This window comes from Sphingobacterium sp. JUb20 (assembly GCF_004342035.1).
Classification (GTDB): domain Bacteria; phylum Bacteroidota; class Bacteroidia; order Sphingobacteriales; family Sphingobacteriaceae; genus Sphingobacterium; species Sphingobacterium anhuiense.
In genome coordinates this window covers 394,275-421,083 of the sequence record NZ_SLYV01000004.1, presented here as the reverse complement: position 1 = coordinate 421,083, position 26,809 = coordinate 394,275, and the positions used below count along the sequence as shown (strand labels likewise).

Genomic DNA, 26,809 nt, shown 5'->3' with positions numbered 1-26,809 from the left:
AAGTAACGAAAAATGATCATGATAACTTCATAACCACTAAAAAAATAAAATTACATAATAATGAAAAACACATTAGATATCGTCCCTTTAAAATCTTGGTTAGATACAGGAGACAAGCCTTTAATCATAGCAGGACCTTGTAGTGCTGAAACAGAAGATCAATTGGTTTCAACAGCGCATTTATTAGCAAATACTGGTAAAGTAAACATCTTACGTGCAGGTATATGGAAACCACGTACTCGTCCAGGAGAATTTGAAGGTATTGGTTCTATTGGTTTAGAATGGTTGAAAAGAGCAAAAGCAGAGACAGGATTATTGACAGCGACAGAGGTTGCAACAGCGAAGCATGTTGAAGAAGCATTAGCTGCTGGCGTAGATGTGTTATGGATTGGAGCGCGCTCTACTGCAAACCCATTTACTGTGCAAGAAATTGCTGATGCATTAGTTGGAGTAGATATCCCTGTATTCGTTAAAAACCCGGTAAACCCTGATTTATCATTATGGTTTGGTGCTTTAGAGCGTATTAACCGTGCGGGAATCAAAAGATTAGGAGCTATTCATAGAGGTTTCTCTTCTTACGAAAAATCAGCTTTCCGTAACGAACCAATGTGGGATCTTGCGATTCAATTAAAATCATTATGTCCTGATTTGCCAATTATCAACGATCCAAGCCATATCTGTGGTAACCGTGAATTGTTGCCGTACATTTCTCAAAAAGCAATGGATATGGATTTACAAGGATTGATCATTGAATCACATATTGACCCTTCAGTTGCTTGGACTGATGCAAAACAACAAGTTACTCCAGCGGCTTTGGCTGATTTAATTGATCACTTAAACTTACGTAAAGCAGACTCAGATAATCAAGCTTTTGAAGATAAATTAGCAGAATTACGTACAAGCATCGATAAATTAGATGATCTAATTATTCAAAAAATTGGTGAACGTATGAAAATTGCTGAAAAAATTGGCGAATACAAGCGTGATAATAGTGTCACAATCTTACAAGTTAACCGTTGGGACGAAATCGTTCAAAAACGCACGCAGCTCGCTGAAGCATTAACTTTGAGCAATGATTTTGCAGTTAAATTCTTAGAATTAATTCATAATGAATCAATTCGTAAACAGAATGCAATCATGAATACTCAACCTACTGCGGAGGCATAATGAGTCAACAGGTGATTACACTTACTCACCCATCTAAAAGTATTAATGGTACGGTTCAACTTACTGGTTCAAAATCAGAAAGCAACCGTGCCCTTATTATTCAAGCATTGGGAAAAGAGAAAGTACAAATAGAAAATCTTTCGCAAGCTTTTGATACAGTTACACTAAAGAAGGCTCTTCTGCTAGCTACCAATACGCAATCTGAACTAACCAAAATTGATATTGGACCCGCAGGGACCGCAATGCGTTTTTTAACAGCCTATCTTAATCTGATTAAAGGAAATTTCATTCTAACCGGTTCAGAACGTATGCAACAAAGACCTATCGGTATTTTAGTTGACGCGCTCAAGACTATCGGAGCTGATATTCATTACGAAGCAAAATCTGGCTTCCCACCTCTTCATATAGAAGGTGGCATGATTCAGAGTAAGGATAAAATTTCAATTAAGGGAAATATTAGCAGTCAATATATTTCAGCTCTATTGCTCATTGCGGCATCCTTAAAAAAAGGTTTAACACTTGAAATTGAAGGCGAACTTACTTCACGACCTTATGTCACCATGACGTTGAATATGTTGAAAGAAGTTGGTATTCAATACGAATGGTTGCATAATACCATTCATATTCCAAATCAAGAAACAAAGGAAGCAACGATTTATGTCGAACCTGATTGGAGCGCGGCGTCTTATTGGTATGCCATAGTAGCACTTTCTAATTCAGGATCGATCATACTTCCCGGATTGAAAAAAAGTAGTCTACAAGGTGATATAGCAATTGTTGAAATTATGAGCCACTTTGGTGTTGCCTCAGCTTTTGAACAAGATGGTTTACACCTTACAAAAATAAGTGAACCTTCTGGGAAAACATTTTTTGACATGAAAGAATGCCCAGATTTAGCACAGACAGTAGTAGTTATAGCGGCTGCATTAAGACGCGATATATCACTTACAGGTTTAGAAACATTGAAAATTAAAGAAACAGATCGAATTTTAGCTTTAAAAACAGAAATTGCTAAATTCGGAGCAAAATTGATCGAAGATGGAACCACTTATCACATCAAAACTGATGAAGTCTTCGAACCAACAGCTGTTTCTTTCGCCACATATGAAGATCATAGAATGGCAATGGCATTTGCCCCACTTGCATTAATATTCAAAAGTATTAATATTGAGGAACCACAGGTTGTCGAAAAATCTTATCCAGACTTCTGGAAACATTTAGCTGAGCACAAATTTATTATTACTTAGCAAAAAATACCGCAATAATGCTCCTATTATTGCGGTTTTACCTATATTTATAGAAATTATATTAAATCATGGCAGGAAATTCATTTGGCGATTTATTTAGAATTAGCACTTTTGGGGAATCTCACGGAAAAGCGATTGGTGTTATTTTAGATGGCTGTCCTCCAAATATAGCTATTGATGAGGACTTTATCCAAGCAGAACTTGATAAACGTAAGCCCGGTCAATCAAAAATAACCACACAACGCAAAGAAAGTGATACAGCACAAATTCTTTCTGGCGTATTTGAGGGCAAGTCTACAGGAACACCTATTGCCATACTTATCCCAAACGAAGATCAAAGATCGAAAGATTACTCACATATAAAAGATATCTTTAGACCATCACACGCAGACTATACATATCATATGAAATATGGTCATCGTGATTACCGAGGTGGAGGTCGCTCATCGGCTAGAGAAACTGCAGCTAGAGTTGCCGCAGGAGCAATTGCCAAATCCTTTTTAAAACAACATGGAATAGAAATATTTGCGCACGTATCAGGTGTTGGCAAAATTGAATCTCCAAATTTAGATACAAAAGATTTAGAAGCATTGTTAGATTTGAGAGAATCTAATATTGCACGATGTGCTGATCCTGCTACAGCGAATGAAATGATTGAATTCATTGATGCTGTTCGTAAATCAGGTGATACTGTAGGAGGACGCATTTCAACTATTATTAGAAATGTACCAGTCGGATTGGGTGAACCTGTTTTTGACAAATTACATGCGGATCTAGCTAAGGCAATGATGAGCATCAATGCCGTACACGGTTTCGAATATGGATCAGGATTTGCTGGCTCTGAATTACTAGGTTCACAGCATAACGATCTTTTTGTATCTGAAGAACATGATATCCATCGTACTAAAACCCATACCAATTTCTCTGGAGGAATACAAGGTGGTATTTCAAATGGTATGGACATCACATTTAAAACAGCTTTCAAGCCTGTTGCTACTATTATGAGAGATCAACAGACAATTGATTCAAATGGTAATGAAGCTACAGTTCAAGGAAAAGGAAGACATGATCCTTGTGTAGTTTCCCGAGCTGTTATTATTGTTGAGGCAATGGCTGCATTAGTTATTGCTGATCATTTATTAAAACAATCTAGTTACAAAAATGTCAGATAAAAGTGAATTCATTTTAGGAGTGGATATCGGCGGCACACATATTAGCGCCGCTATAGTAAATAAATTAGATTGGAAAATTATTCCGAATAACGTGGTGAGAAACCACGTTTTTTCGCAAGAAAATGCTAAATCGATTTTCCTTACTTGGGCAAACACAATTAACAGTTGCGTAGAAGCTGCTGGATCTATGGTAAAACACATTGGAATAGCAATGCCTGGCCCTTTCGATTATGAAAATGGTGTGTCTATGATGACTGGACAAAGCAAATATGATGACCTATATAAAATGAATGTCAAAACCCCGTTGGCAACATTAATAGGAATTCCAGAACAAAATATTCATTTCATTAACGATGCTGCGGCTTTTTTGCAAGGAGAGGTTTTTGCTCAACATCTGAATACAAAAGAAAGAATTTTAGGAATCACTTTAGGTACAGGTCTCGGTTCAGCAGTCTGGAACAAAGGAGAAAAATCTTTCGATGCCGATCTTTGGAACACACCATATAAAGATTTAATTTTTGAAGAGTTTTTAGTAACCAGATGGTTTATAAAACGGTTTAAGGAACTTACAGATATTGAAGTAACGGGACTTAAACAAATTATCAATGAGCATCAACAAAACCCTGCCTTTAGCATATTATGTGAGGAATATAGCATCCATTTATTGGATTTTCTTGATTTCTTCAGTAAAAAATATAATTGTATAGACTTTGTAATCGGAGGAAATATTGCAAAAGCACTACCTATACTATTGGGTCAAAAGAAAAATCAAGTAGAAGCATATAATATAAAAACTGCAATTCTAGGAGAAGAGGCGGCAATTATTGGTGCTGCCGCTCAATTCTCATAAAAGTATCTATCCCTCACTGACTAAAATAGTGAGGGATATTTATCCGGATTACCTTCGTTCATCATTTCAAAGACAATTTCCACAATATCATCGCTCGAAGGTTTTGTGAAATAATCACCATCAGAGCCATAAGGAGGCCTATGTGCTTTAGCACTCAACGTTCTAGGCTGACTATCTAATAAATAATAACCATTTTGATCCTCCAATATTTGCTGCATTATAAATGCCGATGCACCACCAGGGACATCCTCATCCACAACCAATAATTTATTCGTCTTTTTTAACGATTCAGCACATAAATGAGCTTTATCAAAAGGCTGTAAAGTTTGAGCATCAATAATTTCAACACTGATGCCCAATCGATCCAGTTCCATCGCAGCCTCTTCGACCACACGTAAAGTAGAACCATATGAAACAACAGTAATATCAGCACCTACTCTAATGCACTCAGCATAACCAATCGGGATCGTAAAGTCACCAATATTATCTGGTAAACGTTCTTTTAAACGATAACCATTTAAACACTCGATCACAAGAGCAGGCTCATCGGATCTAAACAAAGTATTATACATTCCAGCAGCTTGAGTCATATTACGAGGAACACAAATATGCAGCCCCCTTAAAGTCCCCAAGATCATAGACATTGGGGAACCCGAATGCCAGATACCCTCTAAACGATGACCACGAGTACGAATAATAACAGGCGCTTTCTGTCCCCCAAACGTACGATAACTCAAACTCGCCAAGTCATCACTCGCCACCGTAATACCATAAAGAAGATAATCTAAATATTGAATTTCAGCAATAGGCTTAAGTCCCCTAATAGCCAATCCAATTCCTTTCCCTATAATAGAATTCTCTCTAATTCCAGTATCAAATACTCTATGTTCTCCAAACTTCTCTTGTAGACCAGCAAACCCTTGATTTACATCACCAATTTTACCAACATCCTCACCAAATGCTAACAAGCGCTCATCTCGACGGAAATTCTCTTCGAAGCATAAGTTAAGAACTTCCCGGCCGTCAATAAATTTAGCATCATCAGAATATTGAGGGGCGATAACTTGGACATTTTCCGGACCATCAACTCCTGTGGTAAATAATTTCGAATTATATCGGGATTCATTTACCCCTTGTTGAAGTTTATACCAAGCCAATAAAGCACCTTTACCTTCAATATCCTTCCCTTTCAGTTCACGAATAACCTTGCGGACAGTACTATAAACCTCCTTCAAAGAAGGTTCAGTTAAAGATTGCAATTGTTTTAAAGGTAATTCGACCAGTTCGTCATCAATTTGACTTAAAAGTCCAATAGCCTGTGAAGCATCAACAGCTAAAGCTTTATTATAATCAGACCAGGCACGTCTCTGCTCCTTCCTCACGAAATCCTTCGCTTCTTCATCAATTAAATTCAACTGCTCAGCAGTTGCAATATCCGAATCAATCAACCATTGATGCATTTTAGCAATACAATCATGCTCAAGCTCCCAGTTTAAACGCTCTTTCGACTTATAACGTTCATGAGAACCAGAAGAAGAATGCCCCTGTGGTTGAGTCAACTCGATAACATGAACAATACAAGGCGTATGGTGCTCCCTAGCATATTTTGCAGCTCGCTCATAAGCCTGACAAAGTCCTGGGTAATCCCAGCCTTTTACTTTAAATATCTCAAAACCGTTAGATCCATCTTCCTTCTGAAATCCTTTCAAAACTTCGGAGATATCCCCTTTAGTCGTTTGCACCTCATTCGGAACCGAGATTCCATAGCCGTCATCCCATATCGAAATAACAACAGGAATCTGTTTAACACCTACAGCATTGACAACTTCGAAAAATACTCCCTCTGAAGTTGACGCATTACCTACAGAACAAAAGACAACCTCATTACCCCCATTAGAAAAATACTTTAAATAAGATAAATTCGGATTCTCACGATACAGTTTTGAAGCTAGGCCAAGACCTAAGATACGAGCCATTTGCCCGCCAGTAGTCGAAATATCTGAGAAAGTATTCTTTTGCTTCGTTTGGTCCAACCAATTACCTTCCTCATCAATAACACGGACTGAAAAATGACAATTCATTTGACGCCCCGCAGAAGAAGGATCATACTCAACATCAGGATGAGCATATAATTGCGAAAAAAAATGATAAATTGAGGTCATTCCACTTGCAAAGGCCAAGGTTTGGTCCCTATAATATCCGGAACGCCAATCACCCTTTTGAAATACTTTAGACACTGCAATCTGCGCCAGTTCCTTCCCATCTCCAAAAATTCCAAATTTTGCTTTTCCTGTTAAGACTTCCTTACGTCCCAATAGACTAACATATCTGCTCTCTACTGCAACCCTATAATCTTCAACAATGATCTTTCTAAAGTCATCAAAACTTAATTTCGAATTTAAATCACTGCCTTGGTCTAATGTGGTTTCCAACATATTATATTTTCAGTTTCCAACAAATTTAATAAAAATAATATTCTAAAATAATCATTATTAACATTAATAAATAATTGGAGATAGCTATTTAAACAATATAAATAATTGCTTAACGGAATTAGCACTTACAATTAGCTTATAGCTACTCTACTAAAGAATATTATCAATTTAGTCACTAAATCTTATCTTTGGTAAAATAAAACATCAAAACTTTGAAATTTCAAGATCTTAATATTCATTCAAGTCTTTTATCCATCTTAGAGCAATCAGGATTCACAATCCTGACATCCGTTCAAGAACTTGTGATTCCTCATATACTAAATAAAAAAGATCTTATTGCGATTGCTCCTACAGGAACAGGAAAAACCGAAGCGTTTACAATACCCATCTTACATCGCTATTTCACACAAGAAATTACATTACAGGAGCAGACACTTATATTAAATCCTACAAGAGAATTAGCGTTGCAAACACAAAGCCGTATAAATAAGCTCATTCAAAGCTACCCCGTTACAACCATCACACTTGTTGGAGGACAGGCTTATGATATGCAGCTAGCAGGACTATTGCAAAGTCCTACTATACTTATAGCGACCCCTGGCCGTATCTTAGATCTTATTGACCAAGGGAAAATTACATGTAATACTATTAAAACGCTGGTTATAGATGAGTTTGATCAGTTATTACAGCTAGGTTTTATTAAAGAAGTAAATCAAATTTTAAAGCATTTACCAAATAAAAAACAAAGCCTTTACTTTTCAGCTACACTTCCTAAAGATATTTTGAAAATTGTGAATAAAACGTTGAAAAATCCAATTAAAATTGAAATAGAAAAGGAAGTGAAGAAATGCACGATCGAAGAAAGTATATTTTATGTAGACAGAACCAATAAAAAAAATCTGATCAAGTACTTAATCGAGTTAAACCCGGAAGAACAGATACTGATCTTTAGCAGAACAACACATGCAGTAGATCGTATCGTAGCGGATTTAAAAAAAGAAGGAATTGTCGCCGAAGGGCTTTACGCAGATAAAGCGCAGAAAAATAGAACGCAACTATTAACGGCTTTTAAATCAAAAGAAATTCAGATACTTGTTGCCACAGACCTACTGGCTAGAGGAGTGGATATCGAAAACCTTCCCATAGTAATAAATTACGAAGTCCCGGATAGTGATTCCTTATACACGCATAGAATTGGGAGAACAGGAAGAAGTATGACAACAGGTAAAGCTTATACCTTTTGCGACGCACAAGACAATAACAAGTGGATCCAATTACAATTATCATTAAATAGACAAATAAAAATAAACGACCAGCACCCTTATATATTAACCTGGGAACAAATGATTTCCACAAGTCAAGTCAAAACAGCTAAGAAGAAAAAAAAATAAGGAATCGAAATTGTTGCACATCCTTATATCCCATTCCTAATAAAATGTCTATTTTTACTAATTATCATAATGATCGAAATTTAATATGAGTACGGTACATTTATTTAACGACAGTGAAAACTCAAATGAAAATCTGCTAGGGGATCTTTCAAAAACTATCAATATTAATTCTTTACTGGAGATTCCGTTTAAAGAACGTGATGAAAAATGGGTAGCAGAATTTTTAGACAACATAGGTGAGTCAACCTTCCAGCTGGCAGCATCAGAACTAATCATAGGTCCTGATGGATATCCTTATTTTCAATTAGAAAATGCACCGAAAGATCAAAATTTTCAAGCTTTTGTGATCAAACATAAATTGAAATCATTCCTTCTCAAAAAAGGTATGGGGCTTGCTATTAATACACATCAAGAGCAACCAGACTGGATCTTCTCATATGGTGACCTAGTCAACTATTCCTTAAATAATGAATTCTATTCTGATGAGTCTATTTTTTCAAAAAAAACGGAAGAGGCTCACATTGATAAAGATGAAAAAATCTTAGTGGGACAACCTTCAGAAACAATTCTACCAAAAGACTTACGCCATAATTTGAGAGAATACTTAGTAAACATGGGGATCAAAGAACCCAAAATTATGTTGATAGCAAGAAATTATGATGATGAAACTTTGGTAAGTCAGGATTTAGTTTTTAATATTACACCAGCTATGTTTCAGACTGAGCAAGATTTTAAACAAATTATGGCATCTATATCTTGGTTTTTACCGAGGCATTATTCCTACATGGGTATAGACGAGCAAACAGTTGAAAATGGTTTTATGCCTTTATAATGATGAAACTCAAATATATATTGCCGATCGGCTTATTAGCACTGTCTGCTGCCTGTGCTACACAGCATCATTCAAAAAATCAAAATAAGAACGGGTGGATCAGTCTGTTCAACGGAAGAAATCTTGATAATTGGATTGTGAAAATACACCATCATGATGTTGATGTAAACTTTGCCAATACCTTCCGAGTAAAAGACGGTGTAATACAAGTCAATTACGATGGCTATGGTGATTTTAATGAGCAATATGGACATCTTTATTATAAAACGCCCTATTCAGATTATCACGTTAAGCTAGAATATCGATTCTATGGAGATTTACAAAAGGGTGCACCATCCTATACCTTACGGAATAGCGGACTTATGTTTCATTCACAAGATCCAAGAACGATGCCTAAAGAGCAGGATTGGCCAATCTCAGTTGAAATGCAATTTTTAGGAGGGTTAAGCGATGGAAAGCCGAGACCAACCGGCAATATGTGTTCTCCAGGAACAGATATCGTCTATAAAGGAAAAAAATTGGAATCACATTGTCTAGAATCAACCTCTAAAACATATGATGGAGATCAATGGGTCAAAGCAGAATTGATCGTACATGGTGATTCATTGATAACACATATCATTAATGGGGATACTGTCCTTCAATATAGCCAGCCAACGATAGGTGGCGGAGTGGCAAATAGGTATGACCCAAGAATAAAAATTGATGGCAAAAAGCTAAAACAAGGATTTATAGCCTTGCAAAGTGAAGGTCAGCCTGTGGAATTCAAAAATATTTATCTTAAAGATTTATCAAAAAAATAAAATAATAGCACATGTTTCCTTTTAATGTAAGAGTATATGGAATTTTGATTAATGATGATAATGAAGTACTCATCAGCGATGAGAAAACTGAAAATGTATCGTTCACCAAATTTCCTGGAGGTGGTTTAGAATACGGAGAAGGACTTATTGATGCCCTAAAAAGAGAATATCAAGAAGAATGCAACTTTGATATTGAAATCTTATCACACATCTATACAACTGATTTTTATGAAAAATCAAGCTTTAATGACAGTCAGATTATTTCAATATATTATTTAATCAAAAACAGCACCCCCATTCAGATCCGAACCACAAAAAAAGAATTTGACTTTGAAGGCCAGGAATATGAAGATGGTAAAGCGCAATCTTTTAGATGGGTAAAAATAGAAAACTTGAAAGAAATTAATCTAACATTCAAAACCGACCAAATGGCATGGAATATTTTTTATAAGGATATAAAATAAATTTGTATTTATAAAAAAAAACATTAAATTTACGTATACCAATAAAAAAATTACCTTTTATAGAAGGAACCTAATAAGTTATTTTGTTAAGACTATTCCAGATTTAAAAAAGTAAAACTTTGGTATACTGAATTTTGCAAATTCCTAGTTCTATAGGTATTTTAATAGTTAGTGTGATTTTATGGCGATACTCCCGGTATCGCCTATTTTGTTTTAATAAAAGTCCAGACACTTAAGTGCAGGAACTTACATTGCTTCAAAAATTATATTGAAAATATATACTTTTATACAGGATCTCTACGCATTTATAATCAAATCACTAAAACTAAAAGAGGCTCTAAACGAAGAATAGAACCTCTTGTGAAAAGTTCGTGCTATAAATCGTTTAGACAAAATAAGCCAAAAGCAATACAATAATAATACAAACAATAATAATAATCTTAGTGACTCCTGAATTATTATCATCGCTCTTAAAGTGATAATCTCTTTTACTTGGTAACATATGTAACTCCTTTCTTTAATTGATGCATAAATTATATTAATTCCACAATTATTCGTGATGATAAGGCTCACCTTTTAAAATTGAAAATGCGCGATAGGTCTGCTCAACAAAAAACAAACGAATCATCTGATGCGAAAATGTCATCTTTGATAATGATATTTTCTGATTAGCACGCTGATAAATCTGATCATCAAAACCATAAGGCCCTCCTATAACAAAGATAAGATGCTGCGTACTCTGAATCATATTCTTTTCCAAATAAGAAGCAAATTCCAAAGAACGATACTCCCTCCCAAACTCATCCAGTAAAACAACAGTATCCAAAGAATTAATATGTTTCAGCAAAAGTTGTGCTTCCTTTTCCTTTTGTTGTTCTTTCGTTAGATTTTTACTATTCTTGATATCTGGAATAACTACGAGATTGAAGGTTATATAAAACTTTAATCGTTTCAAGTATTTTTCAATTCCTTCAATCAAATATTTATCATCTGTCTTCCCAATGCACAACAAAGTTATTTTCATAAATCATTCTCTTTCTACAAAAATGACTTATTTTTTGATTATTTTGTAATAAAAGTTCCAATTATTAAACAAGCGAACTATTAACTTTGTTTAATATGCTAGATTTGGAACAGTTAAAGCTACCCTATTTCTATCGAAATCCTAACACCTGCTGCCAAATCGACTCACAAGTAAATGATGCATCAATCTGTATCCTATTTTTCAGACATCGGATTATGACCAAATCCTCTCCCCTAATAAAAAACTAGCACATCAATCAAATAATCATCTTGATCACAAACAGTTCCTTATGATCTCCTTTTCTAATTCCTATTTAGATCTGAGCAATTACTTTTTTAAGAATAGTGATTCTTAATACACATCATATTGTTTGCAAAAAACAGTGTTCTTCTAGACAAAGGTTGTTTTTTTTGATTGTTTAATCATAAAATATTGACTTTAACTAAACAATCTAAGTTGGCTTTGTGTTTAAGCTTTTAGACTTAAAAAAATGAAATATGAATAAAATAAAACTTTTATTGTTTGCAGCCATCTTTCTAATAATTAACAAAGGTCAGGCACAAGTTGATTCGACAAAGAATTGGACCATACATGGAGAGAACACATTTCTGATTAACCAAAGTTCATTCTCGAATTGGGCTGCCGGGGGAGTCAATTCTTTCGCAGGCAACATAATCTTAAATTATGACTTCAATTATAAAAAAGAAAAATGGTCCTGGGATAATAAAGTAATTGCAGCTTATGGTCAAACTTTTCAAAAGGAAACAGATTGGAGAAAAAATGACGACCGATTATCTTTAAACAGTTTATTGGGTTACCAAGCTAAAGAACATTGGCTGTACACCTTTTTTCTTAATTTTAACACCCAATTTGCCAAGGGTTATGATTATACATCCGCAAATAAAAAATTGCTATCAGAGGCCTTTGCTCCTGCCTATTTAAGCTTTGGTCCCGGTATAGCTTATAAAAAATCAGATAATTTAAAATTTAACTTGTCTCCCGCAGCCGTTCGCTTTGTTATTGTTAAGAATGATAGCCTAGCGCCAAATTATGGACTGGATCCTGGAAAAAATACACGCGTAGAATTTGGTGCTTCATTTGATGCCTATTATAAAACACAAATTATGGAGAATGTTACTTTTGAAAATATCCTAAAACTTTATTCCAACTATTTAGAGAAGCCACAAAATGTAGATATTGACTATACGGCCAATCTAAATATGAAGGTGAACAAATGGATTACAGTAAATGCAGGTGTACAGTTAATATATGATGATAACACCAAACTTCCTAAAATAGAAAATGGAGTTCAAGTAGGCAAAAAATCTGATCTACAAGTGAAACAAATACTAGGAGCTGGTATTACTTACAAATTCTAATAATGTAAAAAAGCCTTGTTCTTAGTAAAGAACAAGGCTTCCAAATAACTATATAAGTTTTAATATTTTAGCTTAACCTTTCTAAAAACAAAATGCCAAAGCCAAATAGGACCTACGGAAATTAATGTCCAAAATTCACCTAATGAAATAGCTTTATTCTCTTTAGACTTACCCCACCATAATGCAGCTAAAGAAACTGCTGTAATCACTCCAGAAACAAGTAATACACTTGGTCCACCATCCCGCTCAATATATTCGAGTTGCACAATAAAATAACTCATTATGCCTATACATAGTAAAACAGCATAAGATAGTGTTGGAGAAAGCTTTAAATAATAATAGATAAGCACGGCAATAAAAAATGAACCCCAGTTCAGAAAAGTATGCCATCCCAATTTAACCAAAAAATCAAATTGAGGAAATGGAATCATCCAAATCAGTCCCATTAAACCAAAAAAGAATAACGGTAAAAAAATAATTTGAAAAATTCGATTCGTAGGATTCTGAAAATTTGCATTTAAATTCTCAAAATATTGATCAACTGGTCTTTTTACTTCTTGAACGGGCGGTTGCTTTTTCTTCATCTGATCTGCGTTATAGTTGCTATGCAATATGAACTGCAAAAATACTAAAAATAAAAGTTGAAAGTAAGGCGAAATAGCGATTAAAAACAAAAAAAGCCAGTCTGTAATAAACCTGCTCTGTTGAAAACCGAATATAATGCCAATAATAAATCTTAATCACTAAATAGGATCAAAAAGAAATCTAAAACACTTATTTTCATCACGGTACAAATATTCAAAAATTACTTAAGAGACAGCTTTTCTTATTAGAGACTAGATAGCAAGGGAAGATATTTTCACCCTCAGAAGCAAAAATATCTTAACATATGCTTTATGCCAGGATGTTCTCTATTTAAGTTTAGAGTGACTACAATACATAAAAGACAATGAAACCTTGGCCCTTTCGACACGATAAATGTAGAAATCATTTTGCGCAAACGCAGTAAAGCAAAGCACAATGGCTTATTACTTTCTCCCTCCCGCCTACATATATCGCAATATGGCGGACTGACTATGCGCCTTTAGTCAATCATGATGCGCAAAGGCAATAAAGCAACGCGCTATGGCCGATTGGTTTATCTCCATAGCCATAGTATAGTGCATTATGGCGATACATTTCGGTACTCTGGGTAGTTCATATTGCGACACGGCTTATTGAAAATTCTGGATGGCCTTTAAGTATCGCTACGTAACATGCTTTTAAGCTAATCCTATTTAACTATTAGGAATAAATGATTTACAAACAAGTAACATTGCAATACTATTTAGCCCCCTGTTAAAACCCAAAGTACTCCTCGCAGAAACTCTCTGCACCTATGGAAAGTGTTATTTTTACTCGAATCTATTCATAATCATCTTTGGGAGCTTATTTTTCAGTCAAACGAAACGAAAAATCCATGTAACAACTTTGCTTTGCAGTATGGTGAAATAAAATAAACAGAAGAATTTGTGCGCAAACTATACCGCGATAAGATCAATCACATGCTCCTCCTTTCCATGTTACGTAGAATAATGAGCTACTTTGAATATATAACAGTAAAAACATCCTCTTAATAGCGCAAATCATTAAAAAAACTAAGGCTGTCTCAAATAAATGAGACAGCCTTAGTTTTAAGCTATATTTTTAAAATCTCGTTTTATTTCGCGTAGGCGACAGAACGGATTTCACGAATAACAGTTACTTTAATTTGACCTGGATAAGTCATCTCAGTCTGAATTCGGTTTGAAATATCAGCGGCTAGAATCTCAGCCTGTGCATCAGATATCTTTTCACTTTCAACAATAACACGTAATTCACGACCGGCTTGTATAGCGAAAGTTTTTTCAACGCCTGGATAAGATAATGCTAGATCTTCTAACTCCTTTAGTCGTTTGATATAACTCTCCACGACTTCACGGCGAGCCCCAGGACGAGCTCCTGAAATAGCATCACAAGCTTGCACAATTGGTGAAATCATTGCTGTCATTTCAACTTCATCATGGTGAGCACCGATAGCATTACAAACATCAGGATGTTCTTTATACTTTTCAGCCAGTTGCATTCCCAAAATAGCATGTGGCAATTCTGGATTATCATCAGGCACTTTACCAATATCATGTAAAAGACCAGCACGTTTTGCATGCTTAACGTTTAACCCCAACTCTGCTGCCATTGTAGCTGCAAAATTTGCAACCTCACGGGAGTGCTGTAACAAGTTCTGTCCATAAGAAGAACGGTAACGCATACGACCGACCATACGGATCAATTCCGGGTGTAAACCGTGAATACCAAGATCAATAGCTGTACGTTCACCTATTTCAACAATTTCGTCTTCTATCTGTGTACGTGTCTTTGCAACTACCTCCTCAATACGCGCAGGGTGGATACGTCCATCTGTCACAAGACGGTGCAAAGCCAAACGAGCGATTTCACGACGAACAGGATCGAATCCCGATAAAATAATTGCTTCAGGGGTATCATCAACAATGATCTCAACACCAGTAGCAGCTTCTAATGCACGAATATTACGTCCCTCACGTCCAATAATACGGCCCTTGATTTCATCATTCTCAATATTGAAAATAGAAACCGTGTTCTCAATAGCAGATTCTGTAGCCGTACGTTGAATGGTCTGGATGACCACTTTTTTAGCTTCTTTTGTTGCTGTCAATTTAGCTTCATCAACGATATCTTTAATTTGGCTAATTGCTTGTGAACGTGCCTCTTCACGCAAAGAGTCGACCAGTTGATTTTTAGCTTCTTCCGCTGTAACTCCAGCAATACCTTCCAGTTGTTTAATCTGCTGTAGCTTTAACTGCTCAACTTCCTCAGACTTACTTTCATTTACTTCAACAAGCTTTTCAAGCTGTTTACGGGTTCCATCTAATTCTTGTTTTTCGCGGTTTAAATTCTCAAGCTTCTGATTGACAGATTGTTCCTTCTGGCGTAAGGTATTTTCCTTTTGACTGATTGTATTATTTCGCTGACTGACCTCTTTTTCATGCTCTGATTTTAGCTGTAGAAACTTCTCTTTAGCTTCTAAAAGCTTTTTCTTTTTCAGATGTTCTGCTTCTTGATCTGCCTCTTTTATAATGCTTTTCACCTTTTCTTGAGCTTCTGCTGTTTGTTTACTAAACAAAAGAGCTAAAAGATAACGGCCAATTGCAATACCAACAATCAGAGAAAGTATGATATAAATTGCGATGTCCATGTAATATTAATTGTTTATATGTATTTTATTTATTTATAATTTTCAAAAAAAAACCGCAATTAAATAACGGGTATCTAATATTATTAAACTTCTATATCATATGATTAGGCTATGATCATGGTCCAGATGGCTTACGCAAAATGACCTACATCTTTTTCGCCTGTAATATTGAAGCGTTAAGTTTAAAATAGTGACAACCCGAATTCAACTGCGGCAAATTCGTTTAGTAAAGCGCTATAAAGAACGATTATTTTGTAAAGAAATTAGATAATAGCTGATCCAGTTCATGAACTGATTGCTCTAAACCTTGATCTTGTGTTTGAACTTGTCGCTCAGCTTTCAACATTCCTGTTGCGTACTGAAGGACGCACATTGACAATAAATCCTGTTTATCACGAACAGTATAGCTATCTTGTAACTCTTTTACTTTTTCATTAATCAATTTCGCTGCATGGCGGATTATCTCCTCCTCTGCTGTATCAACACGTAGCGGATACACACGATCAGCGATATTTATTTTGATGGAAATCTCTCCCATTGTTATTTGAGCTTTACGTTGTATTAGTAAGTTATCCTTGTACTACACTCTTCACTTACTTCAACAAACTAATACATTTGTCTATTTCTCGCACAAAATCGTTAATTTTTTGCTTTGTGTCAAGTATTTTCTCATTAATTGCATCCTTATCGGCTTCAGAACTATCAAGAGAACGAGCAACTGCCATTGCTTTCATTTGCTCCTCCATTTGCTTATTCTTATCGCTACTCGTATTGAAAGCGACTTGAAGCGATTGAACCTCTAATTTAAGTAAATCATTTTCTTCTTGCAAGACTTCGCACATTTGAATCAAGTTTTTCGTTTTCTCAACGATAATATTCATTTGTGAAGATAATGCTGCCATATACTAAATTTATACAATTAAATGTTATTATTCAAATTAACCACGCACTTCTGCGTTTACTTCTTTCTCAAAGTTAAGAATTAATTTTTGAACTATTGCGTCAATTTGTTTGTCCATTAAAGTTTTTTCCTCATCCTCGATAATAAAACTCAAAGCATATGATTTTTTGCCTACAGGAATCTTGTCTCCCTTATAAACATCAAATACTTTAACCTCTTTTAAGAGTTTACGTTCGGTTTTATGCGCGATTGTTTCCAATTGTTTGAACGTAACTGCTTCATCGATCAACAACGATAAATCACGTTTTACAGCAGGAAACTTAGATACCTCTTTAAACTTAATAACATTTTTACGGATGATCTTCAGTATTTGATCCCAGTCAAAATCAGCAAAAAACACTTGCCCATCGACGTCAGCTTTGGATAAAGCAACATCAGATACCGCTCCGAAAGTTACTAAAGGTTTTGTACCCTTCATATAACTTAATCCGTAAGCGAAATGATCGGTAGGTGCATCTTCCAACTGAAGTCCTTCAATTTTCAATCTTTTCAAAATAAGATCGACAACCGCTTTCAGATTGTAAAAATTTACCGATTGCTTACTATTGTTCCATTGCTCAACTTCCAACTTTCCACTAATAGCAATAGCCAAGTGCTGTTTCTCTTTATATCCCTCACCATCGATCGAATATGTTTTTCCAATTTCAAAAACCTTCAAATCAGAATTTCTTCTCTTTTGATTATAAGAAACTGCTGTTAAAGCTGAAAACAACATATTTTGTCGCATGGTATCCAAATCAGAACTTAATGGATTACACAAACGAACGGCGGTCGCTTCATCATTTACATAATCCAACTTCGTTAATGAATTCGAAAGAATTTCTCTAAAACCATTTGCAATAAGCAAATCTGCCAGTTGATTTAAAACAACCTCTTTATCAGGTTTTTCTGAAGTATTTAAAGATGACTTTATCTGTGGTTTCAATGCGACGTTATTGTAACCGTAGATACGCAAAACCTCTTCTATCACATCCACCTCACGCGTAACATCAACACGATAAGCAGGAACTAATACATCAATACTATCTGCCGATTCTTTTTCAATACCGATACCTAAGGCAACAATAATTGATTTTATTTCCTCATTAGGTATATCCTGACCGATTAATTTACGGACATTATGGTAATTGACATTAAAAGCAAATGGATTTATAACAGCAGGATAAATATCGGTAATATTAGAAGTGATCTCACCACCAGCGATCTCTTGAATCAGAATAGCCGCCTTTTTTAAGGCATTAACGGTAATATTTGGATCAGTTCCTCTTTCATATCGGAAAGAAGAATCTGTTTTCAGATGATGACGCTTTGCTGTTTTACGTACTGAAACTGCATTAAAATATGCTGACTCTAAAAATATATTTGTAGTCGATTCTGAAACGCCTGAATTAGCACCACCAAAAACACCAGCGATACACATTGGCTTCTCAGCATCGGCAATAACAAGATCTTCAGCAGAAAGCTTACGCTCAACACCATCTAAAGTGACAAAAATCTCATCTTGTTTCGCTTGTCTAACAGTTATTTTATTACCTGCAATCTTATCTTGATCAAAAGCATGAAGTGGCTGACCCAAGTCATGTAATATAAAATTAGTAACATCAACGATGTTATTAATGGGACGAATACCGATAACGTTTAAACGCTCCTTTAACCAATCAGGGGATTCAGTTACTTTAACACCTGAAATATTAATTCCTGAATATCTTGGACTGCCGGAATGATTTTCTACAATTACTTCTGTATTGACACCAGACCCTTCTTTAAATTTAGAAAGATCAATTTGCTTCATTTCAGATCTAAAATATGCGGCAATATCACGAGCGACACCTAAATGTGAAGCTGCATCTGCACGATTCGGAGTCAAACCAATTTCATATCGGTAGTCATCTTCGATCTGATAAAAATCTTTGACAAGTGTACCAACCTCAGCATCTGAAGGAAGTTCTACAATACCTGCATGCGAATTGCCTAAACCAACTTCATCCTCCCCGCAGAGCATTCCTTCAGAAACTTCACCACGGATTTTTGATTTATTGATCTTAAAAGGCTCACCGCTAGTTGGATGAACTGTTGAACCAACTGTCGCAACAATAACTTTCTGACCGACTGCTACATTTGGAGCTCCACAGACAATATTTAACAACTCGGGCTGACCAACATCAACCGTTGTAATTTTCAATTTATCTGCATTCGGATGTTGTTCGCATGATTTTACTTCCCCTATGACCAACCCTTCTAAACCTCCTGGTATACTTTGGACCACATCTAAAACCTCAACCTCTAATCCTACGTTAGTTAGAATCAAAGAAAGCTCTTCTGGTTTTTTATCAATATCGATATGATCTTTAAGCCACTTATATGAAATATTCATTTTAGAATCTTATTTTACGCACAAACTTAGATAAATTTGCTCTGATTCGCAATATAATTACAGTCTTATCCATGCAAATTTATCGTTTTATCCTCTACCCTTGAGAGTTTATTACTACCTATAATATTAAAATTTGTATGTAAATAACCAATTCAGTTTTATAGACTGGCTCAGTTTCTATATTTAAGTAATAAAAAAAGAGAACGTATGGGCAGCTCATTTACAGCATATAAAACTTAAAATCGTAAGTACTTCAAAAATTAAAAAGAAGTTGAGATCAAGCAAAAGATGAACCGCTTAAGAGTAAAAAATATTTTTACGATTATTTAGCACTTTTCATTCCTAATAAGTCAAAGGATTAACGTAAATTTGTATTTTAATTTGAAGAACGTTCAAAACTTACAGTTATAATGATTCATTTCTTTGTGAACCCAAGCGACATCGTTTACGGTGTGCAAACCCTACAAGATTTATCAACCGATGATATCTCTAAACTAAACTGGCTATTTGGAAACGCTACCAAAATCGAAAAAGCAACCTTAAACGATTATTATGTTGGTCCTCGTGCAGCTATGATTACTCCATGGAGTACCAATGCCGTAGAGATAACCCAAAACATGGGTATTCAAGGGATTATTCGAATTGAAGAATTCCATAAGGCACAAGCTGATTTTATCGATTTCGACCCAATGATTTCTCAAAAATATGAGTCATTGACACAAGAAATGTATACCATCAATATTGCTCCTGAATCTATTTTAGAAATTGAAGATATTGATGCTTATAACAAACAAGAAGGTCTTTCTTTAAATCCTGAGGAAGTTCAATATCTTTCGGACTTAGCAACAAAATTAGATCGTAAGTTAACCGACTCAGAAGTATTTGCATTCTCTCAAGCAAATTCAGAACACTGTCGCCATAAAATATTCAACGGTACTTTTATTATCGATGGCGAAGAACAGCCGACATCGCTTTTCAAATTGATTAAGAAAACATCTGAAACAAATCCCAACGAAATCGTTTCGGCATATAAAGATAACGTAGCTTTTGTTAAAGGCCCACGGATCACCCAATTTGCACCACAATCTGCGGATAAGCCAGATTTTTACGAAGAAAAAGAATTTGACTCTGTACTTTCTGTAAAAGCAGAAACACATAATTTCCCAACTACCGTTGAACCTTTCTCAGGAGCAGCAACTGGTTCAGGAGGTGAAATTCGCGACCGTTTAGCTGGAGGACAAGGATCATTACCTTTAGCAGGAACAGCGATTTATATGACGTCTTACTCCCGCTTAGAAGAAAACCGTCCTTGGGAACAAGCGATGGAAGAACGTCCATGGTTATACCAAACTCCAATGGACATTTTAATCAAAGCTTCCAACGGTGCTTCAGATTTTGGCAATAAATTTGGACAGCCTTTAATAACAGGATCGGTCTTAACATTCGAACATGAAGAAGATGCCCGAAAATTAGGATTTGACAAAGTAATCATGCAGGCTGGTGGTATAGGCTATGGTAAATTGAACCAGGCAAAAAAACATACTCCAAAAATTGGTGATAAGATCGTTATACTTGGTGGTGAAAATTACCGTATCGGTATGGGAGGAGCAGCAGTTTCTTCTGCTGATACAGGAGCTTTCGGTTCCGGTATTGAATTAAATGCAATTCAACGTTCAAATCCAGAAATGCAAAAACGTGCCGCAAATGCAGTTCGTGGAATGGTGGAATCCGATCACAATCCAATTGTATCTATTCATGATCATGGTGCAGGAGGTCACTTAAACTGCCTTTCAGAACTAGTAGAAGAAACAGGCGGCCTAATTGATTTAGATGCACTACCTGTAGGTGATCCTACCCTATCAGCAAAAGAAATTATCGGTAACGAATCTCAGGAAAGAATGGGATTGGTGATCGGTGAAAAAGATATTGACACGTTAAAACGCGTTGCCGATCGCGAACGCTCTCCAATGTACACTGTTGGCGATGTAACAGGAGATCACCGTTTCACTTTCGAATCAAAAACAACCGGTGAAAAACCAATGGATTATGCCTTAGAAGATTTCTTCGGGTCATCTCCCAAAACAATTATGAAGGATACAACTGTCGTTAGAAATTACGCAGATGTAAATTACAGCACTGAAAATATCCCAACTTACCTAAAACAAGTGCTGCAATTAGAAGCAGTAGCCTCTAAAGATTGGTTAACCAATAAAGTTGACCGTTGTGTTGGCGGACGTGTTGCTAAACAACAATGTGTTGGTCCATTACAATTACCATTGAATAACGTGGGAGTAATGGCATTAGATTACAAAGGTAAAGAAGGTGTAGCAACTACAGTAGGTCATTCTCCCGTAGCAGCAATTATAGACCCTGCAGCGGCAAGTAGAACAGCTATTGCCGAATCATTGTCAAACTTAGTATTTGCTCCTATTAAAAATGGTCTTGCAGGTGTATCACTGTCGGCAAACTGGATGTGGGCCTGTAACAACGAGGGTGAAGATGCTCGCCTTTATAAAGCTGTCAAAGCATGTTCAGATTTTGCTTTGGAATTAGGAATCAATATCCCTACAGGAAAAGATTCACTATCGATGAAACAAAAATACCCGAACGGTGACAATGTCATCGCTCCAGGTACTTTGATCGTTTCTGCAGCTGGTAACTGTACGGATATTACAAAGGTTATAGAACCTGTGCTAAATAAAAATGCTGGTTCTATATACTATATCAATCTATCAAAAGATAGTTTCAAATTAGGCGGTTCTTCATTCGCTCAGATCTTAAACAAGATCGGTAAAGAAGTTCCAACCATTCAAGATGGAACATATTTTAAAACGGCTTTTAATACGATTCAAGATTTAATAAAAGCTGGACAAATTGAAGCTGGTCATGACATTGGTTCAGGAGGTTTAATTACCACTTTATTAGAACTGACATTTGCAGATGTAAACTTAGCGGCAAATTATGATTTATCAAGCTTAGGTGAAGCAGATACTGTAAAAGCACTATTCAATGAAAACATTGCTGTTGTTTTACAGGCAAAAGATGACGCTACATTTGAAAGTGCTTTCGCCGCTGCTGGTATTGATGCTGTTAAGATTGGAGAAGCAATCTCAGGTGCAGAAGTTTCCTTCAAAAATAATGCTGACACGTTTACTTTCAATGTTGTAGAAACTCGTGATACTTGGTATAAAACGTCTTTCCTATTAGATTCAAAACAATCTAAAAATGGAACTGCTCAAGCTCGTTATGATAATTACAAAAATCAGCCATTGAATTTTGTATTCCCAAATCACTTCACGGGGTTGAAACCTGCAATAGACGAATCAAAACCTAGACCAAAAGCAGCTATCATTCGTGAAAAGGGTTCAAATTCTGAACGCGAAATGGCAAATGCGATGTTCTTAGCGGGATTTGATGTAAAAGATGTCCACATGACTGATTTAATTTCAGGACGTGAAACACTAGAAGACATTCAATTTATTGGTGCTGTTGGGGGATTCTCGAACTCTGATGTTCTAGGTTCTGCAAAAGGTTGGGCTGGTGCATTTTTGTACAATGAAAAAGCTAAAACGGCATTAGAAAATTTCTTTAAACGTCCTGACACCATGTCGGTAGGTATTTGTAACGGCTGTCAATTGTTTATGGAATTAGAATTAATCAACCCAGAACACGGAGTTCATGGTAAATTACTTCATAATACTTCACAAAAACATGAATCTAATTTCTTATCCGTTACCGTTCAAGAAAACAACTCGATCATGTTATCAACGTTAGCTGGTACAACATTAGGGGTATGGATCTCACATGGTGAAGGTAAATTCAATTTACCTGAAGAAGAGTCACAATATAATATTGTTGCTAAGTACGCTTACGATCAGTACCCTGCAAACCCTAATGACTCTGATTATAATACAGCTATGCTTTGTGACAAAACTGGTCGTCACTTGGTAACCATGCCACATATTGAGCGCTCAACATTCCAATGGAATTGGGCAAATTATCCGAAGGATCGTCAAGATGAAGTGACACCTTGGTTAGAAGCATTTGTAAATGCCCGTACTTGGATTGAAAAAAATTAAAAAATAGTTTTCTATACGGAAAAAATAAAAAACCTCTTGCATGAATTGCAGGAGGTTTTTTTTTGAATTGATATAATCAATATTAAATCTTTCTCTCATAACCAGGTCTATTCATTAAATTATCTAATGAATATTTACCCGAACCCATAACAAGAAATAAAATAAGCAAAAGTAGAACAACAATGGACAACCATAATTCTCCATTAAGAAAACTAAATCCATGCGTTAAGTTTACAAAAAATACAGCACCAAACAAGATCGGCAAAAGAACTAGACAAGCTAACCTGGTCTGGAAGCCAAAAATAATAAACATCCCACCGACAATCTGGGCAAAAACAATATAATGCACCCCTCCCCAAATATAAAATGTATAGTTAACTTGCTGCACCAAAGAACTAACCCGATCTAGATCACCAACAAAGCTCATTCCTTTGATTAAAATTAAGAATCCTACAGCAATCCGTAGGTAATCTATCCATTGCGGATGATGCGTATCACCCCAATGCTCAATTTTGTGAATAAGGTTCATAATATTATTCCTTTCTTATTGATTTATAGCTACAACAAACCTAAATTAGTTTTGTTTTTATATAATTTTCAACAAAGAATAATAGCTGTTTTTAATAAAAAAAAGTAATTTTAATATATTGCTAATATAAATAGATGTATCCTTATCATAATAAAATAAAACAGCGTATTGCTAATGGAGAATTCATTACATATGAGTATGTACCGAAGTACAAACAAATTGCACCATGCATGTTGCTATACTTTAAAACTGAACCGTACATTCGGCCGATAAGAGAACATCGGTTCCAAGAATATGAACAAATATTCCGGACTTTAAAGCAGGAATTAGAATGTCCAAAAAGTAAATAGTCTATTTGGGATAAAAAGGACCATCAATTTTTGATCAATGCTTAATGATATGCGGAACAAATCGACTCTTATCCGTGGTGATGGGCATAGTCGATTCTCTAAAACTTATACCACACGGTTCCTGTCCAATAATCCAGCTGCCTATGATAGAAAAACCCGATTCTTCTTTATGAAGTGTGGCCAGCTCTTGATAAATATACCCTTCATGTCCATATGCACCAGATGTTGAATAAATGAGCTCCTTATCATAATACATTGCGATATTAGCACCCTCCCTGGATAGAATAGGTTTTTTAATGTAATTCCTAAGTGTTCTCTGCTCTTCAAAATAAGCTGGCAATAAGTTATCATGATGCGGAAACAAATCCCATAATATGGGTAAAATAGCTTTGTTAGACAGTATCATTTTCCATGAAGGCTCTATCCATTGAGTTTTATTGATATCATTGAGAATATGGTGCCCAAACTCCTCATGTACCATCCATTCCCAAGGATACAATTTAAATATAGATTGGATCGAGTCACCCTCTAAATCAATAAATGAATTTCCATTCCAACCAATATCGTCGATGTAGATCAATTGTGTTTGGATGCCAGCTTGTGTGGCCGTATCTCTTAAATATTCTACATTGGTCAGATCCTCCAATGTCTCCTTTGCACAAGTGAAATACAAAATATCACCTTTGAGATAAGGTTTAATATCTTTCCAAGAAGTGATCAATTGCTCATGTACGCTATTAAACTGATCGACTGATTCTGAAAAATAATGGTTTTTCCAATACCACTGGACAATGCCACACTCAAATAAAGAAGTCGGTGTATCCGCATTAAACTCCAGTAACTTTAATTTTCTTTTACTGCTATCATAAGCAAAATCAAAACGACCATAAATTGAAGGAGATTCACTTTCCCACGACTGTTCGATATGAGGTACCATATGATCGGGAATATGAAATAAAGCGTAAAGCTTATTTGCAATCACATGTTCAACTGCTTTTAGACACATATCCCAAACCTCAGCTGTTGCTTGATAAATAGTGTCTGCTTCATTACTAGTGATTTCGTAGTAATAATTATCTATCCAGTAAGGTTCATCATGATCCGAATGATAACCATATCCAATAGCCGTTAATCTAGATTTCCAATTTGAATCAATCGTAAGATGTTTAATTTTCATTATGAACCGACAGAAGAAGAGTGGGAAGAAGCAGCAGTATTGCCAAAACCACCTCGCTTTGCTTGATATGCAGCAGATTTTTTAGCATTAGTACCAGAAACAGAACTGGGATTTAGATTATTGTTCGCATATCCCATTCCTCCCCCAAGATGTCTAAAGGCCATAAACCACAAAAGAGAAGACCCCATACCTCCTCCCGTACGATGCTGATCCTTATAATCATTTGTAACTTCTGTATAAGGAGCAGTAGAATCAGCACGCATAAAAACACGCTGTTTATTTTTATCCTCCGGAGGAGACTGAGCAGTTCCACATGAGGCCAAAACGGAAGTAATTAATACTAATTTAATCGCTGAAGATGTTTTTTTTCTCATAATTACTGTACGGTTACGTAAATAGGAACTTCACTAAGTGTTTGAGCAGAATCCCCAACACTCCAGGTATTCACTTTCTTTGCTGTAATGATCGTATCACTTTGAGAAGCAATTTGCTCTCCATTAAACCAGATATGCTGTTTAGTAATATGCAGGACTGAATCACCCTTCACTTCGGTCACTAAAACCACTTCACGAGCAGACTTTTTATCTAACTGCTCTAATGGCTTATCTTGTTGCGCATTGGAACAACTCATGAAAACCATGACTGGAAGTACGAATAAAATATATTTCATTTCAACGGAATTTAAACAAGAAGAATACTGCTAGCTATTCTGATAGCTTAGAAAATAATAGGGCAATTTACAAAAAACTAAATACAAAACATTAAAAAAACAGTACTTAGCGAACGTTTAAAACGATAGATAATGATTTGATTAAAATTCTTTATCGTATGTACGATTCCAATGTTTATTGCTGTCCAAAGGAGTTGGAATAACACGATACTCAAGGTTTATTCCATTTAATCTTCTTTTTTTGATCCGTTTATTTACTTCGTTAATAAAGGCAATATGGGTAATTCGGTAAGTTCCAAAACTTGTTCCTCTTATATCTTCTCTATCCAACAAATCCTCAACCAATTCAAAATTAAAAAAGCATCCTAAATAATCCTTCCAAAAGAAAATAGGATTGTCAATTTTATCCAAATAACTGTCTTCAGGATAACATAATTCACCATCCTCAACTTCAAAGTGGTCGGATAATACCTTATTTGTATGAGCTACAAATTCTTTCGCAACTTCTTCATCTTCGATTGGAAGAAATGAAATTACATCTTCCTCCTCTAAGCTATCAAACATCAAATGATTATTGAAGCAATGAATCAATTCGGGCAATAATTCCACCACATCATTATACATTTTTCCCATCTTGCAAAGATACAAACAT

The 26,809-nt window shown here is 35.5% G+C and carries 22 protein-coding genes; 10 read left to right on the top strand and 12 right to left on the bottom strand.

The window, feature by feature from the left end; genetic code table 11:
- Nucleotides 1-60 precede the first annotated feature (60 nt).
- The 4 genes from EDF66_RS09370 (at nt 61) to EDF66_RS09355 (ending at nt 4,436) form a co-directional block, all read left to right on the top strand.
- Nucleotides 61-1,167, top strand: a complete 1,107-nt coding sequence (locus tag EDF66_RS09370) for a chorismate mutase (protein ID WP_021191200.1) — start codon at nt 61-63, stop codon at nt 1,165-1,167.
- Complete coding sequence (gene aroA / locus EDF66_RS09365) at nt 1,167-2,414, top strand: 3-phosphoshikimate 1-carboxyvinyltransferase (protein ID WP_132772626.1); 1,248 nt, start codon at nt 1,167-1,169, stop codon at nt 2,412-2,414. The genes EDF66_RS09370 and aroA overlap by 1 nt, the downstream gene beginning before the upstream one ends.
- Nucleotides 2,415-2,482: 68 nt before the next feature.
- The gene (aroC, locus tag EDF66_RS09360) at nt 2,483-3,586 is read left to right on the top strand and encodes a chorismate synthase (protein WP_132842160.1); all 1,104 of its coding nucleotides are present in this window, start codon (nt 2,483-2,485) and stop codon (nt 3,584-3,586) included.
- Nucleotides 3,576-4,436: an ROK family protein gene (locus EDF66_RS09355; RefSeq protein ID WP_021191202.1), complete on the top strand. Its 861-nt coding sequence runs from the start codon at nt 3,576-3,578 to the stop codon at nt 4,434-4,436. Before aroC ends, EDF66_RS09355 begins: the two co-directional genes overlap by 11 nt.
- 20 nt (nt 4,437-4,456) lie before the next feature.
- Here EDF66_RS09355 and EDF66_RS09350 read toward each other — a convergent pair whose 3' ends face one another.
- A complete protein-coding gene (locus EDF66_RS09350; RefSeq protein ID WP_132842158.1) occupies nt 4,457-6,871 on the bottom strand; it encodes a thiamine pyrophosphate-dependent enzyme in 2,415 nt (804 codons plus the stop codon).
- Between the two features lie 212 nt (nt 6,872-7,083).
- Between EDF66_RS09350 and EDF66_RS09345 the strand changes: the two genes are divergently transcribed.
- The 4 genes from EDF66_RS09345 (at nt 7,084) to EDF66_RS09330 (ending at nt 10,361) form a co-directional block, all read left to right on the top strand.
- Entirely contained in the window at nt 7,084-8,262 is a 1,179-nt protein-coding gene (locus EDF66_RS09345; RefSeq protein ID WP_132842157.1) for a DEAD/DEAH box helicase, read from the top strand.
- A gap of 85 nt (nt 8,263-8,347) precedes the next feature.
- Complete coding sequence (locus tag EDF66_RS09340) at nt 8,348-9,094, top strand: hypothetical protein (RefSeq protein WP_132772619.1); 747 nt, start codon at nt 8,348-8,350, stop codon at nt 9,092-9,094.
- Complete coding sequence (locus EDF66_RS09335) at nt 9,094-9,897, top strand: DUF1080 domain-containing protein (protein WP_243656022.1); 804 nt, start codon at nt 9,094-9,096, stop codon at nt 9,895-9,897. Before EDF66_RS09340 ends, EDF66_RS09335 begins: the two co-directional genes overlap by 1 nt.
- A gap of 11 nt (nt 9,898-9,908) precedes the next feature.
- Complete coding sequence (locus EDF66_RS09330; protein ID WP_021191207.1) at nt 9,909-10,361, top strand: NUDIX domain-containing protein; 453 nt, start codon at nt 9,909-9,911, stop codon at nt 10,359-10,361.
- A 550-nt stretch (nt 10,362-10,911) separates the two neighbouring features.
- Here EDF66_RS09330 and rlmH read toward each other — a convergent pair.
- Complete coding sequence (gene rlmH / locus EDF66_RS09325; RefSeq protein ID WP_132842155.1) at nt 10,912-11,385, bottom strand: 23S rRNA (pseudouridine(1915)-N(3))-methyltransferase RlmH; 474 nt, start codon at nt 11,383-11,385, stop codon at nt 10,912-10,914.
- Nucleotides 11,386-11,882: 497 nt separating this feature from the next.
- Between rlmH and EDF66_RS09320 the strand changes: the two genes are divergently transcribed.
- Nucleotides 11,883-12,764 (top strand): DUF3078 domain-containing protein, encoded by an 882-nt coding sequence (locus EDF66_RS09320; RefSeq protein WP_021191208.1) that lies wholly within the window; start codon nt 11,883-11,885, stop codon nt 12,762-12,764.
- Nucleotides 12,765-12,823: 59 nt separating this feature from the next.
- Here EDF66_RS09320 and EDF66_RS09315 read toward each other — a convergent pair whose 3' ends face one another.
- From EDF66_RS09315 to pheT, 5 genes are all read right to left on the bottom strand, one after another.
- Nucleotides 12,824-13,348 (bottom strand): hypothetical protein, encoded by a 525-nt coding sequence (locus EDF66_RS09315; protein WP_031289036.1) that lies wholly within the window; start codon nt 13,346-13,348, stop codon nt 12,824-12,826.
- Between the two features lie 1,115 nt (nt 13,349-14,463).
- A complete protein-coding gene (rny, locus tag EDF66_RS09310; protein ID WP_132772610.1) occupies nt 14,464-16,017 on the bottom strand; it encodes a ribonuclease Y in 1,554 nt (517 codons plus the stop codon).
- 247 nt (nt 16,018-16,264) lie between these two features.
- On the bottom strand, nt 16,265-16,555 hold the full coding sequence (locus EDF66_RS09305) for a cell division protein ZapA (RefSeq protein ID WP_021191210.1): 291 nt from the start codon (nt 16,553-16,555) through the stop codon (nt 16,265-16,267).
- A gap of 55 nt (nt 16,556-16,610) precedes the next feature.
- Nucleotides 16,611-16,919: a hypothetical protein gene (locus tag EDF66_RS09300; RefSeq protein WP_021191211.1), complete on the bottom strand. Its 309-nt coding sequence runs from the start codon at nt 16,917-16,919 to the stop codon at nt 16,611-16,613.
- A gap of 36 nt (nt 16,920-16,955) precedes the next feature.
- Nucleotides 16,956-19,352, bottom strand: a complete 2,397-nt coding sequence (gene pheT / locus EDF66_RS09295) for a phenylalanine--tRNA ligase subunit beta (RefSeq protein ID WP_132842153.1) — start codon at nt 19,350-19,352, stop codon at nt 16,956-16,958.
- Between the two features lie 410 nt (nt 19,353-19,762).
- Between pheT and purL the strand changes: the two genes are divergently transcribed.
- Nucleotides 19,763-23,431, top strand: coding sequence for a phosphoribosylformylglycinamidine synthase (gene purL / locus EDF66_RS09290; RefSeq protein ID WP_132842151.1), 3,669 nt, complete (start codon nt 19,763-19,765; stop codon nt 23,429-23,431).
- Nucleotides 23,432-23,513: 82 nt separating this feature from the next.
- Here the strand turns inward: purL and EDF66_RS09285 are convergent, their stop codons facing one another.
- From EDF66_RS09285 to EDF66_RS09260, 5 genes are all read right to left on the bottom strand, one after another.
- Nucleotides 23,514-23,960, bottom strand: a complete 447-nt coding sequence (locus EDF66_RS09285; RefSeq protein WP_132772605.1) for a DoxX family protein — start codon at nt 23,958-23,960, stop codon at nt 23,514-23,516.
- A gap of 384 nt (nt 23,961-24,344) precedes the next feature.
- Complete coding sequence (locus EDF66_RS09275) at nt 24,345-25,487, bottom strand: glutathionylspermidine synthase family protein (protein ID WP_132842150.1); 1,143 nt, start codon at nt 25,485-25,487, stop codon at nt 24,345-24,347.
- Nucleotides 25,487-25,861 carry a hypothetical protein gene (locus EDF66_RS09270; RefSeq protein WP_132770120.1) on the bottom strand — a complete coding sequence of 125 codons (375 nt, stop codon included), beginning with the start codon at nt 25,859-25,861 and terminating at the stop codon, nt 25,487-25,489. Before EDF66_RS09270 ends, EDF66_RS09275 begins: the two co-directional genes overlap by 1 nt.
- Before the next feature lie 2 nt (nt 25,862-25,863).
- Nucleotides 25,864-26,157, bottom strand: a complete 294-nt coding sequence (locus tag EDF66_RS09265) for a hypothetical protein (protein WP_021191215.1) — start codon at nt 26,155-26,157, stop codon at nt 25,864-25,866.
- 141 nt (nt 26,158-26,298) lie between these two features.
- Nucleotides 26,299-26,790 (bottom strand): hypothetical protein, encoded by a 492-nt coding sequence (locus tag EDF66_RS09260; RefSeq protein ID WP_021191216.1) that lies wholly within the window; start codon nt 26,788-26,790, stop codon nt 26,299-26,301.
- Nucleotides 26,791-26,809: the final 19 nt, after the last annotated feature.